Source organism: Bradyrhizobium sp. USDA 327, assembly GCF_041262065.1.
Classification (GTDB): Bacteria; Pseudomonadota; Alphaproteobacteria; order Rhizobiales; family Xanthobacteraceae; genus Bradyrhizobium; species Bradyrhizobium liaoningense.
On sequence record NZ_JBGCCW010000001.1, the window covers coordinates 3242526 to 3258444 of the forward strand.

General features: G+C 64.9%; 14 protein-coding genes and 1 pseudogene. 8 read left to right on the top strand and 7 right to left on the bottom strand.

Features of this window, described 5'->3' with window-relative positions; all coding sequences use genetic code 11:
• The first annotated feature begins 117 nt into the window (after nucleotides 1–117).
• The 3 genes from ABIA42_RS14905 (at nucleotide 118) to ABIA42_RS14915 (ending at nucleotide 2988) form a co-directional block, all read left to right on the top strand.
• Nucleotides 118–864: a TetR/AcrR family transcriptional regulator gene (locus ABIA42_RS14905; RefSeq protein ID WP_271528266.1), complete on the top strand. Its 747-nt coding sequence runs from the start codon at nucleotides 118–120 to the stop codon at nucleotides 862–864.
• Between the two features lie 252 nt (nucleotides 865–1116).
• Nucleotides 1117–1719, top strand: a complete 603-nt coding sequence (locus ABIA42_RS14910; protein WP_370112742.1) for a PepSY domain-containing protein — start codon at nucleotides 1117–1119, stop codon at nucleotides 1717–1719.
• 231 nt (nucleotides 1720–1950) lie between these two features.
• Nucleotides 1951–2988 (top strand): aspartate-semialdehyde dehydrogenase, encoded by a 1038-nt coding sequence (locus tag ABIA42_RS14915; protein ID WP_370112740.1) that lies wholly within the window; start codon nucleotides 1951–1953, stop codon nucleotides 2986–2988.
• Nucleotides 2989–3138: 150 nt separating this feature from the next.
• On the opposite strand, the gene queA is transcribed toward ABIA42_RS14915, so the two are convergent.
• The 5 genes from queA to coaD all read right to left on the bottom strand — a co-directional run bounded on the left by queA (nucleotide 3139) and on the right by coaD (nucleotide 6324).
• Nucleotides 3139–4212 (bottom strand): tRNA preQ1(34) S-adenosylmethionine ribosyltransferase-isomerase QueA, encoded by a 1074-nt coding sequence (queA, locus tag ABIA42_RS14920; RefSeq protein WP_370112738.1) that lies wholly within the window; start codon nucleotides 4210–4212, stop codon nucleotides 3139–3141.
• A gap of 134 nt (nucleotides 4213–4346) precedes the next feature.
• On the bottom strand, nucleotides 4347–4811 hold the full coding sequence (locus tag ABIA42_RS14925; RefSeq protein WP_370112736.1) for a peptidylprolyl isomerase: 465 nt from the start codon (nucleotides 4809–4811) through the stop codon (nucleotides 4347–4349).
• Nucleotides 4808–5218, bottom strand: a complete 411-nt coding sequence (locus tag ABIA42_RS14930) for a hypothetical protein (protein ID WP_370112734.1) — start codon at nucleotides 5216–5218, stop codon at nucleotides 4808–4810. Before ABIA42_RS14930 ends, ABIA42_RS14925 begins: the two co-directional genes overlap by 4 nt.
• Nucleotides 5219–5226: 8 nt before the next feature.
• Complete coding sequence (locus ABIA42_RS14935) at nucleotides 5227–5790, bottom strand: peptidylprolyl isomerase (RefSeq protein ID WP_271528260.1); 564 nt, start codon at nucleotides 5788–5790, stop codon at nucleotides 5227–5229.
• A gap of 36 nt (nucleotides 5791–5826) precedes the next feature.
• The gene (gene coaD, locus ABIA42_RS14940; RefSeq protein ID WP_194393844.1) at nucleotides 5827–6324 is read right to left on the bottom strand and encodes a pantetheine-phosphate adenylyltransferase; all 498 of its coding nucleotides are present in this window, start codon (nucleotides 6322–6324) and stop codon (nucleotides 5827–5829) included.
• Between coaD and ABIA42_RS14945 the strand changes: the two genes are divergently transcribed.
• Together ABIA42_RS14945 and ABIA42_RS14950 are read left to right on the top strand one after the other, a co-directional pair.
• Nucleotides 6323–6559, top strand: a complete 237-nt coding sequence (locus ABIA42_RS14945) for a hypothetical protein (RefSeq protein WP_370112731.1) — start codon at nucleotides 6323–6325, stop codon at nucleotides 6557–6559. The genes coaD and ABIA42_RS14945 overlap by 2 nt on opposite strands.
• Nucleotides 6560–6605: 46 nt before the next feature.
• Nucleotides 6606–6863, top strand: coding sequence for a hypothetical protein (locus ABIA42_RS14950; RefSeq protein ID WP_271528258.1), 258 nt, complete (start codon nucleotides 6606–6608; stop codon nucleotides 6861–6863).
• 82 nt (nucleotides 6864–6945) lie between these two features.
• On the opposite strand, the gene gyrA is transcribed toward ABIA42_RS14950, so the two are convergent.
• Together gyrA and ABIA42_RS14960 are read right to left on the bottom strand one after the other, a co-directional pair.
• Entirely contained in the window at nucleotides 6946–9675 is a 2730-nt protein-coding gene (gene gyrA, locus ABIA42_RS14955) for a DNA gyrase subunit A (RefSeq protein WP_271528257.1), read from the bottom strand.
• A gap of 357 nt (nucleotides 9676–10032) precedes the next feature.
• A complete protein-coding gene (locus ABIA42_RS14960; RefSeq protein ID WP_271528256.1) occupies nucleotides 10033–10527 on the bottom strand; it encodes a single-stranded DNA-binding protein in 495 nt (164 codons plus the stop codon).
• Between the two features lie 441 nt (nucleotides 10528–10968).
• Between ABIA42_RS14960 and ABIA42_RS14965 the strand changes: the two genes are divergently transcribed.
• From ABIA42_RS14965 to uvrA, 3 genes and pseudogenes are all read left to right on the top strand, one after another.
• Nucleotides 10969–11736: an outer membrane protein gene (locus ABIA42_RS14965; protein WP_271528255.1), complete on the top strand. Its 768-nt coding sequence runs from the start codon at nucleotides 10969–10971 to the stop codon at nucleotides 11734–11736.
• Nucleotides 11737–11976: 240 nt separating this feature from the next.
• Nucleotides 11977–12645 (top strand): outer membrane protein, encoded by a 669-nt coding sequence (locus ABIA42_RS14970; protein ID WP_271528254.1) that lies wholly within the window; start codon nucleotides 11977–11979, stop codon nucleotides 12643–12645.
• Between the two features lie 287 nt (nucleotides 12646–12932).
• Nucleotides 12933–15918, top strand: a pseudogene (gene uvrA, locus ABIA42_RS14975) (excinuclease ABC subunit UvrA).
• Nucleotide 15919: the final 1 nt, after the last annotated feature.

The following is a 15919-nucleotide window of genomic DNA, read 5'->3' on the forward strand; positions in this document are numbered from 1 at the left end:
AGGCCGTGTCGAGGCCGTTGACGATGCGGCCAATTCGGCCAGATTCGCGATGACGCCCCGGCTGCTGCACGTTATAGAGCAAAGACGACTGTCAGAAACGCGCAGGAATCATTGGGCATGGGATTGACTGCGACCAGGACAAAACCGGCAGCACCGCGGCGCGAGATGCCGAAATCCCGCGGCGGCCGGCCGACGAAAACCGCCGCGATCGAGCGCGACCAGCGGCTGATCGAGGTCGCCACCCGCCTTTTCCTGGATCGCGGCTTCGAGGCGACCTCGCTCGACGCGGTCGCGGAAGCGGCCCGAGTGAGCAAGCCCACGGTCTATTCGCGCTATGGCGACAAGCGCGGGCTGTTCGCGGCCGTACTGAGGCGGGAGATCGCGCGCTGGCTCGCGCCGCTGTCGGCCGCGGCAGAGACCCAGCTGAGCAGCGCCGCCGACATCTCGGTCGAGCAGCGGCTGGTCGAGATCGGGCGCGAGATGCTCTCATTCACCTGTGGTCCCGACGCGGTCGCCTTCAGCCGCATGATGACGTCACAGGCCATCAACTTCCCTGACGTCGCCAAGCTCGGCAAGGAGGAAGGCTGGCTCAAGGCCGTCGCCACCACCGCGCGCTTCTTCGACCATCTGGTGGCGCAAGGTGCGCTCGATGTCGAAGACACCACCATCGCAGCCGAGGTGTTCCTCGACGTCGTCGTCGGACACACCCACCGCATGGCGACGTTCGGAACTGCGCTCGAGCCGAAATCGGCCGAGAAGCGCATGCGCATCGCGATCAAACTGTTCCTCGCCGGTGCGCTGGGTCCTGCCGACCGGGTCCAGGACGCCGCAAAGGGTCCGGCGCGGCGCCGCTCCTCCCGCTGACGTTTCCGTGAAATCACGCTCTTTCCCCCAAGGGGGCGTCGCAAGGGCATTGACCAAAACAAAACGATACGGTATGGTTTAGTTATAAGCTGGTACGGGCCGCTTTTTTCACCAGCCCCAAAAGAGGTCCGGACCGCTTCGATCGTCACGGCAGGTGCAGCCCGCCGCGGCGTTCCGCGGCCGGCCTTGCCCAGGGCCGGCCGCGAATTCTTTACGTTCATCCGGCACACTCGCAGGCCGAAGGTTTCGATCATGACGACAGCCAGACGACGGACCTCGCAACTGCTTGCGATCGCCTTGCCCGCGCTGCTCCTCGCCGCACCGGCGCAGGCGATCGTGACCGCGAGCACGCCGACCGCGCTCCACAACGACACAGATGGTGATGCCGAAGCAGACCGCCAGGCAGTCGGCCGCGAGATCGAACGCTTCCGCAGCTCGTCGATCACGATCAGTCAGGCCATGGCGATCGCGGAAGCCCGCCATGCCGGCGCCACCACCGCCGATGTGAGTTTCGACGGCGCTTCGGACGTGCCGGTCTACCGGGTGAAGACCCTGCACAACGACCGGATCTGGCGCCACACCATCAATGCCGCGACCGGCGAGCTCGTCGGTGGCGAGGCCGCCCTGCCCCTCACCGAGCTCGACAACGAGGACCGCAGCAACCTCGCAGCGCTGGGTGCGATCAGGCACCGCCTTGCCGATGCCGTGCGCGTCGCCGAGCGCGCAGCCTCGGGCAAGGCCATCAGCGGCGGCCTCGTGCGCGAACGCGGCCGGCTCAATTTTGCGATCGTGGTGATCAGCGGCGACGACCTCAAGGAGGTCATCCTGGAGCCGCCGGGCGCCCGGGCCCGATAGCGACAGATTTTCCCCCGGTATCGACCGGGGCGAAAAGCCATTGACGGCCGCAAGACTCTCCCGCATAAGTCGCCGCCATGTTCACGACCACCAAACGCACGACCAAAACCACCACGGCCTCAGGGGCCCGGGGAGGCGTGCGCGCGTAGTCGTCGACGAAAACGCATCAGCTCTACCGAAGCCCCGCCCTCGATGGTCCGGGGCTTTTTTGTTGTCTGGATTTCAAAAGCAATGGAGGACAAAGTGAGTAACGATCCCGTCGTCGCGATTGTCGGCGTCACCGGTGCGGTGGGCGCCGAATTCATCGCCACCATGGACAAGCGCAGCTTTCGCGTCGGCAGACTCAAGGCGCTCGCCAGCGCCCGCTCGGCGGGCAAGACGGTGTCGTTCCGCGGCCAGAACGTCGTCATCGAGGAGCTGACCGAGCGCGCCTTCGAGGGCGTCGACATCGCCCTGTTCTCCGCCGGCGGCAGCATCTCCAGGAAGTTCGCGCCGATCGCGGTCAAGGCCGGCGCCGTGGTGGTCGACAACTCCTCCGCCTTCCGCATGGACCCGAACGTGCCGCTGGTGATCCCCGAGATCAATGCCAGCCGCATCCGCGACCACAAGGGCATCATCGCCAACCCCAACTGCGCCGCGATCACCGCGCTGGTGCCGCTGTGGCCGATCCACCAGCAGAACCGCATCAAGCGCGTCATCATCTCGACCTATCAGGCGGCCTCCGGCGCAGGCGCCGCCGCAATGGACGAGCTCGTCGAATCCACCCGCGCCAACCTCAACGGGCAGGTCTATACGCCCAGGGTGATGCCGCACCCCTACGCCTTCAACCTCTTCAACCACAACACCGCCGTCGATCCCGAGACCGGCTACAACGACGAAGAGACCAAGGTCATCAAGGAAACCCGCAAGATCTTCGAGGACGACACCATCGCGGTCGGCGTCACCTGCGTCCGCGTGCCGGTGCTGCGCGCCCATTGCGAGGCCATCACCTTCGAATGCGAGAAGCCGATTACCGAGGACCAGGTCCGCGCCATCATGGCGCAGGCGCCGGGTGTGAAGGTCGTCGACGATCGCGCCAGGAACTACTTCCCGATGCCGATCGACGCCTCGGGCCAGGACGACGTCCTGGTCGGCCGCATCCGCAAGGACCTCAGCGACGCTAGCGGCCATTCGATCTCGATGTTCGTGGCGGCCGATCAGCTGCTCAAGGGCGCAGCGCTGAACGCGGTGCAGATCGCCGAGCTGCTGCCGCAGCGGGTGATGGCGTAGAGGTCTATCGACCTCAACTATGCAGATGGATGGTGGGCACGGCGCTTCGCGCTCTTGCCCACCCTCCGGCAGTGCTGTAGCCCGCATGAGCGCAGCGACATGCGGGAAGCTGCGAAGACGGAATCCCGGATATCGCTTCGCTCATCCGGGCTACGGCACCGCCCGAAACAGCAAGCACGCGTCGCCGTAGGAATAAAACCGGTAGCCGTTCGCGATGGCGTGCGCGTAGGCCTGCTTCATCGTCTCGAGCCCGGAGAAGGCCGAGACGAGCATGAACAGCGTCGACTTCGGCAGATGAAAATTGGTCATCAGGACATCGACCGCGCGGAAGCGATACCCGGGCGTGATGAAGATCGACGTCTCGGCCGCGTACGGCTGGATCGAGCCATCCTCGCCCGCCGCGCTTTCCAAGAGGCGCAATGACGTCGTGCCGACCGCAACGATGCGGCCGCCGTTCTTTCGCGCCGTGTTGAGCCGCTCCGCCGTTTCGGCCGAGATCGTGCCCCACTCGGCATGCATCTTGTGGCCCTCGGTGTCGTCCACCTTGACCGGCAGGAACGTCCCTGCCCCCACATGCAGCGTCACACGGTTGATGCCGACACCGCGCTCGTGCAGCGCCTGCTCCAGTGCCGGCGTGAAATGCAGCCCCGCGGTCGGAGCCGCCACCGCGCCCTCGTTCGCCGCGAACATAGTCTGGTAGTCCGCAAAATCCTGATCGTCGGGCGTGCGCTTCGAGGCGATGTAGGGCGGCAGCGGCGGGCTGCCGAGATCGGCGATCGCCTGGTCGAGCGCAGGGCCATGGAATGAGAACGACAGCGTCACCTCGCCCTCGCCGCCCTTGGCCTCGACTTCGGCGTCGAGATGGCCGAGCAGACAGACCTTGCCCTCATTGCCAAAGCGGATGCGGTCGCCAGCCGTGAGCTTCTTCGCCGGCTTCACCAGGGCCTGCCAGCGCGAGCCGTCGAGGCGCTTGATCAGGGTCGCCTCGATCTTCGGCTCGGTCTCGCGACCGATGCGGCGGCCCTTCAATTGCGCCGCGATCACCTTGGTGTCGTTGACGACGAGCTGGTCGCCAGGCTTCAGCCATTGCGGCAGGTCGGCGACGGTCTGGTCACGCAACGCGCCGTTCGCCACCACCAGCATTTTCGCAGAGTCGCGCGGGCTCGCCGGGCGCAACGCAATGCGCCCGGGCGGCAGGTCGAAATCGAAGAGATCGGTGCGCATGTGTCACTATCGCCGTCATTCCGGACGCCGCGCCTCGAGCGCGGCGCTCCGGAATCCCGAGATTGTGGCGCGAGATTCTCGGGAGCCCAATTGCGCACCATAGTTCACGCCAAGGTGCGCCCCGGAATGAGTGACTATTCCTTGTCGGCCGCCATCCGCGCCTTGACGATCTTGTCGGGATTCATCACGGGCTCGCCGCGCTTGATCTTGTCGACGTTCTCCATGCCCTCAGTGACCTTGCCCCAGACCGTGTACTGGTTGTCGAGGAAGCGGGCGTCGTCGAAGCAGATGAAGAACTGGCTGTCGCCGGAATCGGGGTTGGCGGCGCGGGCCATCGAGGCGGTGCCGCGCACATGCGGCTCCTTGTTGAACTCGGCCTTCAGCTTCTTGCCGGAGCCGCCGGTGCCGGTGCCGTGCGGGCAGCCGGTCTGCGCCATGAAGCCCTCGATCACGCGGTGGAACACGATGCCGTCATAGAAGCCCTCGCGCACGAGCTCCTTGATGCGCGCGACGTGGCCGGGCGCGAGATCTGGCCGCATCTCGATGGTGACGGGGCCCTGCGTGGTCTCGAGGATCAGGGTGTTTTCGGTGGCGCTCATGCTCGTCTCTCTTGCGTTGGGGGTGAAGTCTTCCGGCTGCGGAACTGGATCGCGAATGGACGTCCTGCGGCGGCGCCGGCCATTGCATCGGTAAATGGCATCGGCGTGCAGCGTTGCAACGCTTCCATCACCGCGATCCGGTATTGCAGCCGATCATTGTCGGAGGCCTCCGCGGATTCATAGGTAATCCTCGGATGGCCCAGAATGTTTCCGGCCCGGTTAAAGCTCACCACGACAGTGATGTCGAGTGGGCGCGCCTTGGCCGGCGACGGCGGTCTCCAGCAGGTGCGCAGGTGCCGGAAGATGTCCTGGATCGTGTTGACCTGCGCGTCCTCGGCGGCAGTACTCGAGACGCCGAGCACCAGCATCGCAGCAACCAGCAGGAGCTTGCCACCGCGGCGCGCCATGGCCGCTCCTATTTGATGTCGGAGGCGACCTGAACCTTCACCATCTTGTCGGGATCGGCGACCGCGCCTCCTGGCGAGCCCGGGGGCGCCTTCTTCAGCTTGTCGACAACGTCCATGCCCTGCACGACCTCGCCGATCACCGTGTACTGGCCATCGAGGCTGCCGCCATCGGCGAACATGATGAAGAACTGGGAGTTGGCGCTGTCGACACTGTCGCCGCGGCGGGCCATGCCGACGATGCCACGGGCGAAATGCACCTTGGAGAATTCCTGCTTCAGGTTCGGGTATTTCGAGCCGCCGGTGCCGTTGAAATTCTGGCCGTCGCCCGTCTGCGCCATGAAGCCGTCCATCACGCGATGAAACGGCACGTTGTTGTAGAAGCCCTCCCGCGCGAGCTGCTTGATGCGCTCGGCGTGCTGCGGCGCAATGTCGGTCCTGAGCTTGATGACGATGCGACCCTTGGTGCTGTCGATGACGATGGCGTTGGCCTTGTCGAGGTTCGCCGGCAATTGCTGCGCGACCGCCGGCACCGCGAACAGAAGCGCGGCAAGAACTGCGAGAATTCGGATCATGACAACTCCGGTCAGGATGAGAAAGGAAGCGGGCCGTTATCCGGCGAATTTTGCCTTGAGCTGTGCCGCGACCTGCGGCGGGACGAAGGCCGAGACATCCCCGCCCATGCCGGCGATCTGGCGCACCAAAGTGGCGGTGATCGGGCGGACCATGGGAGAGGCCGGCAGGAAGACCGTATGCACCTCGGGCGCCATCGCCTCGTTCATGCCGGCGAGCTGCATCTCGTAATCGAGGTCGGTGCCGTCGCGCAGGCCCCGGATCATGATCGTCGCGCCGTGCTTGCGCGCCGAGGTGACCGACAGATCGTCGAATGTCACGGCCTCGAGCACGCAGCCAGCCTGGGCTGCCACGGGTCCGCAGACGTCACGGAGCATCTTCAACCGTTCCTCGGTCGAGAACAGCGGCTTCTTGCCCGGGTGCACCCCGATCGCGACCACGAGCCTGTCGCACAGCGAAGCGCTGTGCCGAACCACGTCCAGGTGGCCGTTGGTGATGGGATCGAAGGAACCGGGATAGAAGGCAATGCGCGGCATGGCTCCCTCCTACCGCGCCCGGCCCGGCCCGGCAAGCCGGGCAGGTTCCTTGCCCGCTTCCTTGCCCGCTTCCTGCCACGTCGCCCGGAAATGTCTCGCCGGACGTGTCGGCAATGGCTGGTTTGTTTCGTCCCCAGGCAGCCACGAAACAAAACGGAGCGAGAACGAAACCATTTCCCGCATCGGCGAAGACGTCCCGAAACTGGTCATGGTTACCAATCCGGTCAACGAATGACGGGCCGCACACAGGGCGTGAGCGGCCGCATCACAGGGGACCGTCAATGATCAAGACCCTTTCAGCGATCGCACTCTCTGCATGTGTTGCCGCGGGCCTCACCCTCCTGCCGGGCTTCGCCCCCACCGTCGAAGCCAGCGTGCCGCAGCCGCTGGCCAAGAGCGACCGGCTCGACATCCGCAGCATCGGAAAGGACTGCTCGCAGCAGGCCTGGCCGAACTTCGAGACCTCGTGCCTGCGCCGCGCCGGCACGAAGACCAATGTCCGCGAGGCGCGCCTCGTGACTGCCGATCGGACCCCGTAGTCGGCGTCTGACGATTTCGTGTCAGCCAAGCGGGGCGTAGCCCGGATCCAGCGCCGCGCAGTCCTGGCGACCGGGCTGAACGTTACTCTCCGTTCGCGCCGTTGCTCTCCGCCTCTTCCGTGATGTGCTCGACCGACACCACATGCTCGTCCTCGGCGGTATCGAACACGATCACGCCCTGGGTCGAGCGGCCGGCGATGCGGATGCCTTCGACCGGGCAGCGGATCAGCTGGCCCTTGTCGGTGACCAGCATGATCTGGTCGGCGTCCTCCACCGGGAAGGAAGCCACCAGATTGCCATTGCGGTTGTTGACGCTCATGGCCACGATGCCTTTGCCGCCGCGGCCCGTGGTGCGGTACTCATAGGACGAGGTCCGCTTGCCGTAGCCGTTGACGGAGACGGTCAGCACCACCTGTTCCTGCGCCGACATCTCGGCATAACGCTCCTGCGACAGCTGGAAGCTGCCGGAGGTCTCCTCGGCCTCGGCATCGGCGGGAACCTCTTCCGCCGAGGCTTCGCCGGCCACCGCTCGGCGCATCTTCAGGTACGCCGAGCGCTCGTCGGACGTGGTCTCGACATGGCGCAGGATCGCCAGCGAGATCACCTTGTCGCCCTCGGCAAGCGCAATGCCGCGCACGCCCATCGAGGTGCGTCCGGTGAATACGCGCACGTCGGTGACCGGGAAGCGGATGCACTGGCCGCCGGCGGCCGTCAGGAGCACGTCGTCGCGCTCGGTGCAGATCTGCACGTCGACGATCGCCTCGTTGTCGTCGAGCTTCATCGCGATGATGCCGGAGCGGCGAACGTCGACGAAGTCGGACAGCTTGTTGCGGCGGACGTTGCCGCCGGTGGTGGCGAACATCACGTCGAGATTGCCCCAGGTCGATTCATCCTCCGGCAGCGGCATGATGGTGGTGATGCGCTCGCCCTGCTCCAGCGGCAGGATGTTGATCATTGCCTTGCCGCGCGCGTTCGGAGCGGCCATCGGCAGCCGCCAGACCTTTTCCTTGTAGACCTGGCCGCGCGAGGAGAAGAACAGCACCGGCGTGTGCGTGGAGGCGACGAACAGTCGGCTGACGAAATCCTCGTCGCGGGTCTGCATGCCGGAGCGGCCCTTGCCGCCGCGGCGCTGCGCGCGATAGGCCGACAGCGGCACGCGCTTGACGTAGCCGGCGTGGGAGACGGTGACGACCATGTCCTCTCGCTGGATCAGGTCCTCGTCCTCGACCTCGCCTTCCTGCTCCATGATCACGGTGCGGCGTGGCGTGGCGAACTCCGCCTTCACCTCGGCAAGCTCGGTCTTGATGATGCCCAGCACGCGCTCGCGCGAGCGCAGGATGTCGAGATAATCGGCGATCTCGCCGGCGAGCTTGTCGAGCTCGTCGCGGATTTCGTCACGGCCGAGTGCGGTCAGGCGCTGAAGGCGCAGATCGAGAATGGCTCTCGCTTGTTCCATCGACAGCCGGATCGTGCCATCCGCACTCATGCGGTGACGCGGGTCGTCGATCAGTGTCAGCATGTCCTCGACGTCCCGGGCCGGCCAGTCGCGCGACATCAGGGTATCGCGGGCGGTGGTCGGGTCGGGCGAGCTCCGGATGACGCGGATCATCTCGTCGATATTGGCGACTGCGATCGCGAGACCGACCAGGATATGCGCCCGATCGCGCGCCTTGGCGAGCAGGTACTTGGTGCGCCGCGTGACGACCCGCTCACGGAAGTCTACGAAGATCGTCAGCAGGTCCTTCAGATGCATGATCCGCGGACGGCCGCTGTCGAGCGCCACCATGTTGACGCCGAAGCTCGTCTGCAGCGGCGTGAATCTGTACAGCTGGTTCAGCACCACATCCGGCACGGCGTCGCGCTTCAACTCGATGACGACGCGGTAGCCTTCGCGGTCGGATTCATCGCGCAGGTCGCCGATGCCCTCGATCTTCTTTTCCTTCACCAGCTCGGCGATGCGCTCGACCATCGTCGCCTTGTTCACCTGGTACGGAATCTCGGTGATGATGAGCGCCTCGCGCTCCTTGCGGATGGTCTCGATCGCGACCTTGCCGCGCATGACGATCGAGCCGCGGCCGAGGTGATAGGCGGCGCGGATGCCCGCGCGCCCGAGAATGACGCCGCCGGTCGGGAAGTCAGGTCCCGGCACGATGTTGATGAGCTCGTCAATGGTGAGCGCAGGGTTGTCGATCAGAGCGACGCAGGCGTCGATGACCTCGCCGAGATTGTGTGGCGGGATGTTGGTCGCCATGCCGACCGCGATGCCGCCCGCGCCGTTGACGAGAAGGTTCGGGAACTTGGCCGGCAAGACCGATGGCTCGGTCTCGTTGTTGTCGTAGTTCGGCTGGAAGTCGACGGTGTCCTTGTCGATGTCGGCCAGCAGAGCCAGCGCCGCCTTCGTCAGGCGCGCTTCGGTGTAACGATAGGCGGCCGGGGGATCGCCGTCGACCGAACCGAAATTGCCCTGGCCGTCGATCAGCGGCACGCGCATCGAGAAGTCCTGCGCCATGCGAACCATGGCGTCGTAGATCGACTGGTCGCCGTGCGGGTGATACTTACCGATGACGTCGCCGACCACGCGGGCGGACTTGACGTACTTCTTGTCGGGCGTGTGCCCCTGCTCGTTCATCGAGAACAGGATGCGGCGGTGCACCGGCTTCAGACCGTCGCGTGCATCGGGCAGCGCACGCGCCACGATCACGCTCATGGCGTAGTCGAGGTACGACTTCTTCATCTCCTCGAAGATGGAGACGGGGCGAATGTCCGAGGGTTGCGCCGGCTGGTCGCCGGGCTTGTTGTCGTCGTCAGCCAAAGGGGAATCCGGTGAGATTTTGTCTGGGAATCATATAGCGCATCGGGGTCCTGATAACCACCCTCGCGCAGATCAGGACAAGCGATTTTTCCGCCTATTCTTCCAACGACTTAGGCCCTTGCAAGCACTGCTTCCGAGAGGCCCGGAACCGGCTTGCCTAAACGATCTCCGAAGCCCGCGAAACCGCGCCGAGAGTGGGCGCTGTCAGCCTGTTTTGCCCCGGCGCAATCCGAGCTCACCTCAAACATGAAGGCGGCCGGAAAACCCGAGCCCGCCCCGCGAATTAATAGGAATGGCTGACACGGCACGCCAGGCGCAGCCCTATCGGGCAATGTGCCTGGGCCGCGATCCCTGTCCTCAGAACGGGATATCGTCGTCCATGTCGTTGTTGCGGCCGCCGCCGGCGGCGACGGGACGGCGCGGTGCGCTGCTGACGGGACCGGAGGAGCCGAAATCGCCGCCCGGCTCGTCGCCGAAGCTGCCGCCTCCTCCGCCGCCACCGCGGCCATCGAGCATCGTCAGCGTCGAGTTGAAGCCCTGGAGCACGACCTCGGTCGAGTACTTCTCGACGCCGCTCTGGTCGGTCCATTTGCGGGTCTGCAGCGCGCCCTCGATGTAAACCTTCGCGCCCTTCTTCAGATACTGTTCGGCAACCTTGCAGAGCCCTTCATTGAAGATCACGACGCGATGCCACTCGGTCTTTTCCTTGCGCTCGCCGGTCGCCTTGTCACGCCATGTCTCCGAGGTGGCGATGCTCAAATTCGCGATCGGCCGCCCGTCCTGGGTGCGGCGGATTTCAGGATCCTTGCCGAGATTCCCAACCAGAATGACCTTGTTGACGCTTCCCGCCATCGCCGCTCTCCACTCCGAATGCCACTGAATTTCAAAAGGACGAATCCCGCTGCCCGCGTTCCTCTGCGCCCCGCTGAGGCGACCCTATACGCTTGCGGGCACCGATCAGCCCGCCACCCCCACGGTTATCCCCACATATAGCATCGCGCCCGGCTTCGTTCCAGATTTGTTCTTTCGTGCCAAGAGCCAGAACAGATTCTGGACACGCGCCGACAGCCAGGGAACCCGGATGGAACTTTTCCGGGTTCCCGAGAAGGACGAAAACCGTTTAACTTTCATCGAGTTGCGGACACTTCAATCGGTGGGCAACTGTGGCATTTCGGAGACGGATTTTGCCCCTTCCTTGGGCTATGGTTGCCTTGGAATTAGTTCATATGGGCGTCGCGCCTGATCCGCCGCTTTCGGGGACCTCGAGAAGCGGACGAAACTGGGGAGACTGCAATGAATAAGATTCTTTTTGGTGCAATCAGTGCAATGGCGTTGGGGCTGGCGGCCCCCGCAAGCGCGGCGGATCTTGCCGCCCGTCCCTACACCAAGGCGCCAGCTCCGGTTGCCGCCATCTACGACTGGAGCGGCTTCTACATCGGCATCAACGGCGGTGGTGGCACAAGCCGCAAGTGTTGGGATTTCGTGACCCCGGCAACCGGCGTTCTGGTTGGCGAGGGCTGCCACAATGCGACCGGCGGCACCGTCGGTGGCCAGGTCGGCTATCGCTGGCAGTCGACGAACTGGGTGTTCGGCTTCGAGGGCCAGGGCAACTGGGCCGATTTTTCCGGCGACAACATCAGCGCGGTATCCGGCCTTCGCAACCACTCCACGATCGACTCTTTCGGTTTGATCACCGGGCAGATCGGCTATGCCTGGAACAACGTGCTGCTCTACGTGAAGGGCGGCGCCGCCGTCGTCGGCGATCGCTACCGGACCTACGATGTGGCGACCGGCCTCGAGTTCGACCGGGCCAACGAGACCCGTTGGGGCGGCACGGTGGGCGCGGGCGTCGAGTTCGGATTCGCCCCGAACTGGTCGGTCGGCTTCGAGTATAATCACATCTTCCTCGGCCACCGCACGATCGATTTCACCGGGTCCGGCAATTTTGCCGGGGCTCCGCTCGGTGCTTTCACGGCCTCCAATCGCATCAGCCAGGACGTCGATATCGGCCTCATCCGGGTGAATTATCGTTGGGGCGGTCCGTTGATCGCGAGGTACTGATATCCCGCTGATATTGTTTGGAGATCAAAGGCCGGCCTCGCGCCGGCCTTTCTGCTTTGGGCGAGAAGTACCGGGGGGACAACGAGTCAGTAACCATTACCTTTTGCGTCGTTGTGGCTTTTCGGAGACACAACTTGCGGCTTTGGTGGTGTAAACACAACCTCAGTTGGGCCGTTGAGTCCGCTGCCCTTCCGGTCACGGAAGGCAACAACAGAAACTGGGACTGGGATTTAGTTAAAGATGAAGAAAGTTTTGTTGGCTTCGGCCTGTTTGTTCGCTCTTGCGGCCCCTGCTTCGGCTGCTGATCTCGCAGCTCGCCCTTACACCAAGGCTCCGATCGCTCCGGCCGCTGTTTACAACTGGACCGGCTTCTATCTCGGTGTCGTCGGCGGCGGCGCTTGGGAAGACGCTGGCAGCCCCCGCATGCAGGGTGGCTTCGTCGGCGGCACCGCCGGCTACAACTGGCAGACCGGCAACGTCGTGTTCGGCCTCGAGGCCGATGGCTCCTGGGCTGACGTCAGCGCCTCGGCGACCGCTCTCGGCGTCACCGCGTCGTCCAAGACCGACGCGCTCGGCACCGTCCGCGGCCGCATCGGCTACGCCGTCAACAACCTCCTGTTCTACGGCACCGGTGGTTATGCCTGGATCGACAACAAGATCACCCTCACGGCACTGGGCGTGTCCGTGTCGGACAGCAAGTGGCACTCCGGCTGGACCGTCGGTGCGGGCGTCGAGGCGTTCTTTGCTCCGCAGTGGTCGGTCAAGGGCGAGTACCTCTATCGCAGCCTCGACAGCGAGAACTACTTCTCGAACCTCGGCGCGCCGCTGGCATCCGGCACGCTCAACTTCCACACCGTGCAGGTCGGCGTGAACTATCACTTCGGGGGCCCGGTCGTCGCCAAGTACTGATCTGAAGTACTGATCGCGACCGACGTCTTATCGTCACGAAAGGCCGGCGCCAGCGCCGGCCTTTTTGTTTGATGGCTCGCTCTGCGCAGTTCCGCCCGCTCCTGCTACTGCCAGATGCCGCCAGCGCGCCAACAATCCGTTGACGATTCGCAAGTCGCACTGGAAATCCGCCGCCGTTCTTCCTACGTTCGCTGCCATACCCATCGGCGCCGTTCCCGGTTCCGGGCGAAGCGCGCCTTCAACATTGGCGCGATCGCGCGTCTTTGGATTCCTTAAGGACCAGCGGGATGGACGAAGTGATCAAGGCGAAGCGCCAACAACAGAACGCGGGCTCCAGCCTGCGCGCAATTTCGATCCGTGGCGCGCGCGAGCACAACCTCAAGAACATCGACGTCGAGATCCCCCGCGACAAGCTGGTGGTGTTCACCGGCCTCTCCGGCTCCGGCAAATCCTCGCTCGCCTTCGACACCATCTACGCCGAGGGCCAGCGCCGCTACGTCGAATCGCTGTCGGCCTATGCCCGCCAGTTCCTGGAGATGATGCAGAAGCCCGACGTCGACCAGATCGACGGCCTGTCACCGGCGATCTCGATCGAGCAGAAGACGACGTCGAAGAACCCGCGTTCCACCGTCGGCACCGTCACCGAGATCTACGACTACATGCGCCTGCTCTGGGCCCGCGTCGGCGTACCCTATTCGCCGGCCACGGGCCTGCCGATCGAGAGCCAGACCGTCTCGCAGATGGTCGACCGCGTGCTGGCGCTGCCCGAAGGCACCCGCCTCTATCTGCTCGCGCCCGTCGTGCGCGGCCGCAAGGGCGAGTACCGGAAGGAGCTGGCCGAATGGCTCAAGAAGGGCTTCCAGCGCGTCAAGATCGACGGCACCTTCCATGAGCTCGCGGAAGCGCCGACGCTGGACAAGAAATTCCCGCACGACATCGACGTCGTCGTCGACCGCATCGTGGTGCGCGCCGATATCGGCCAGCGCCTCGCCGAAAGCTTCGAGACCGCGCTGAAGCTCGCCGAGGGCCTCGCCGTCGTCGAGTTCGCCGACGCGCCGGCGGCCGCGCCTGCCGAAGAGAAAGAGAAAAAGAAGACCGCGAAGATCCACGACAAGAGCGGCCCCGAACGCATCCTGTTCTCGGAAAAGTTCGCCTGTCCGGTCTCCGGCTTCACCATCCCCGAGATCGAGCCGCGTCTGTTCTCGTTCAACAATCCCTATGGTGCCTGCCCGGCCTGCGGCGGCCTCGGCGTCGAGCAGCATGTCGACGAGGACCTCGTCATCCCCAGAAAAGGACCTGACGTTGCGCAAGGGCGCGATCGCGCCCTGGGCCAAGTCGTCATCGCCCTATTACGTGCAGACGCTGACCGCGCTCGGCAAGCACTACAAGTTCACGCTCGACACCAAATGGAAGGATCTGCCGAAGAAGACGAGAGACGCGCTGCTCTATGGCTCCGGCGAGGACGAGATCAAGTTCTCCTACGAGGACGGTGTCCGCTCCTACGACACCAGGAAACCGTTCGAGGGCGTCATCACCAACATCAACCGCCGCTACCGCGAGACCGAGAGCGAGTGGGCGCGCGAGGAGCTGGCGAAATACTTCCACGACGTGCCCTGCGAGGCGTGCCACGGCTTTCGGCTCAAGCCCGAGGCGCTCTGCGTCAAGGTCGGCGGCAAGCATATCGGCGAGATCTCGGAGCTGTCAGTCAAGAAGGCCGGCGAATGGTTCGCGGGCGTGCCCGAGACGCTGAACAAGCAGCAGAACGAGATCGCCGGCCGCATCCTGAAAGAGATCCGCGAGCGCCTGACCTTCCTGCTCGACGTCGGCCTCAACTATCTCACGCTGTCCCGCGCCTCCGGCACGCTGTCCGGCGGCGAGAGCCAGCGCATCCGCCTGGCCTCGCAGATCGGCTCGGGCCTGACTGGCGTGCTCTACGTGCTCGACGAGCCCTCGATCGGCCTGCACCAGCGCGACAATGCCCGCCTGCTCGACACGCTGAAGAGACTTCGCGACCTCGGCAACACCGTGGTCGTGGTCGAGCATGACGAGGACGCCATCCGCCTCGCCGACTACGTCCTCGACATCGGCCCCGGCGCCGGCATGCATGGCGGCAACATCGTCGCCGAAGGCACGCCCGCCGAGATCATGCGCAACCCGAAATCGTTGACCGGCAAGTATCTGACCGGCGAGCTCGAGGTCGAGGTGCCGGAGCGGCGTCCGCCCAACCATCGCCGCACCATCAAGGTGGTGAACGCGCGCGGCAACAACCTCAAGAACGTCACGGCGGAGATCCCGCTCGGCCTGTTCACCTGCGTCACCGGCGTCTCCGGCGGCGGCAAGTCGACGCTGCTGATCGACACGCTCTATCGTGCCATCGCCCGCAAGCTGAACAACGCCAGCGAAGGCGCCGCGCCGCACGATCGCATCGAGGGCCTCGAGCACATCGACAAGATCATCGACATCGACCAGTCGCCGATCGGCCGTACCCCGCGCTCCAATCCGGCGACCTATACCGGCGCGTTCACGCCGATCCGCGAATGGTTCGCCGGCCTGCCCGAGGCGAAGGCGCGCGGCTACGAGCCGGGCCGCTTCTCCTTCAACGTCAAGGGCGGCCGCTGCGAGGCGTGCCAGGGCGACGGCGTCATCAAGATCGAGATGCACTTCCTGCCCGACGTCTACGTCACCTGCGACGTCTGCAAGGGCAAGCGCTACAACCGCGAGACGCTCGAAGTCCTGTTCAAGGGCAAGAGCATCGCCGACGTACTCGACATGACCGTCGAAGAGGCCGCGGAATTCTTCAAGGCCGTGCCGCGCGTCCGCGAGACCTTCCAGACCCTGCACCGCGTCGGCCTCGACTACATCCATGTCGGCCAGCAGGCCACCACGCTCTCGGGCGGCGAAGCCCAGCGCGTCAAGCTGGCGAAGGAGCTGTCCAAGCGCGCCACCGGCCGCACGCTCTACATCCTGGACGAGCCGACCACCGGCCTGCACTTCCATGACGTCAAGAAGCTGCTGGAGGTGCTGCACGAGCTGGTCGCGCAGGGCAACACCGTCGTCGTGATCGAGCACAATCTCGAAGTCATCAAGACCGCCGACTGGGTCATCGATCTCGGCCCCGAAGGCGGCGACGGCGGCGGCGAGATCGTCGCCTGGGGCCCGCCGGAAGACATCGCGAAAGCGCCGCGGAGCTATACTGGCAAGTTCCTGGCGCCGGTGCTGGAGAAGGCGCGGAAGCCGAAGCGGAGACGGACGGCGAGCGAGGCGGCGGAATAGC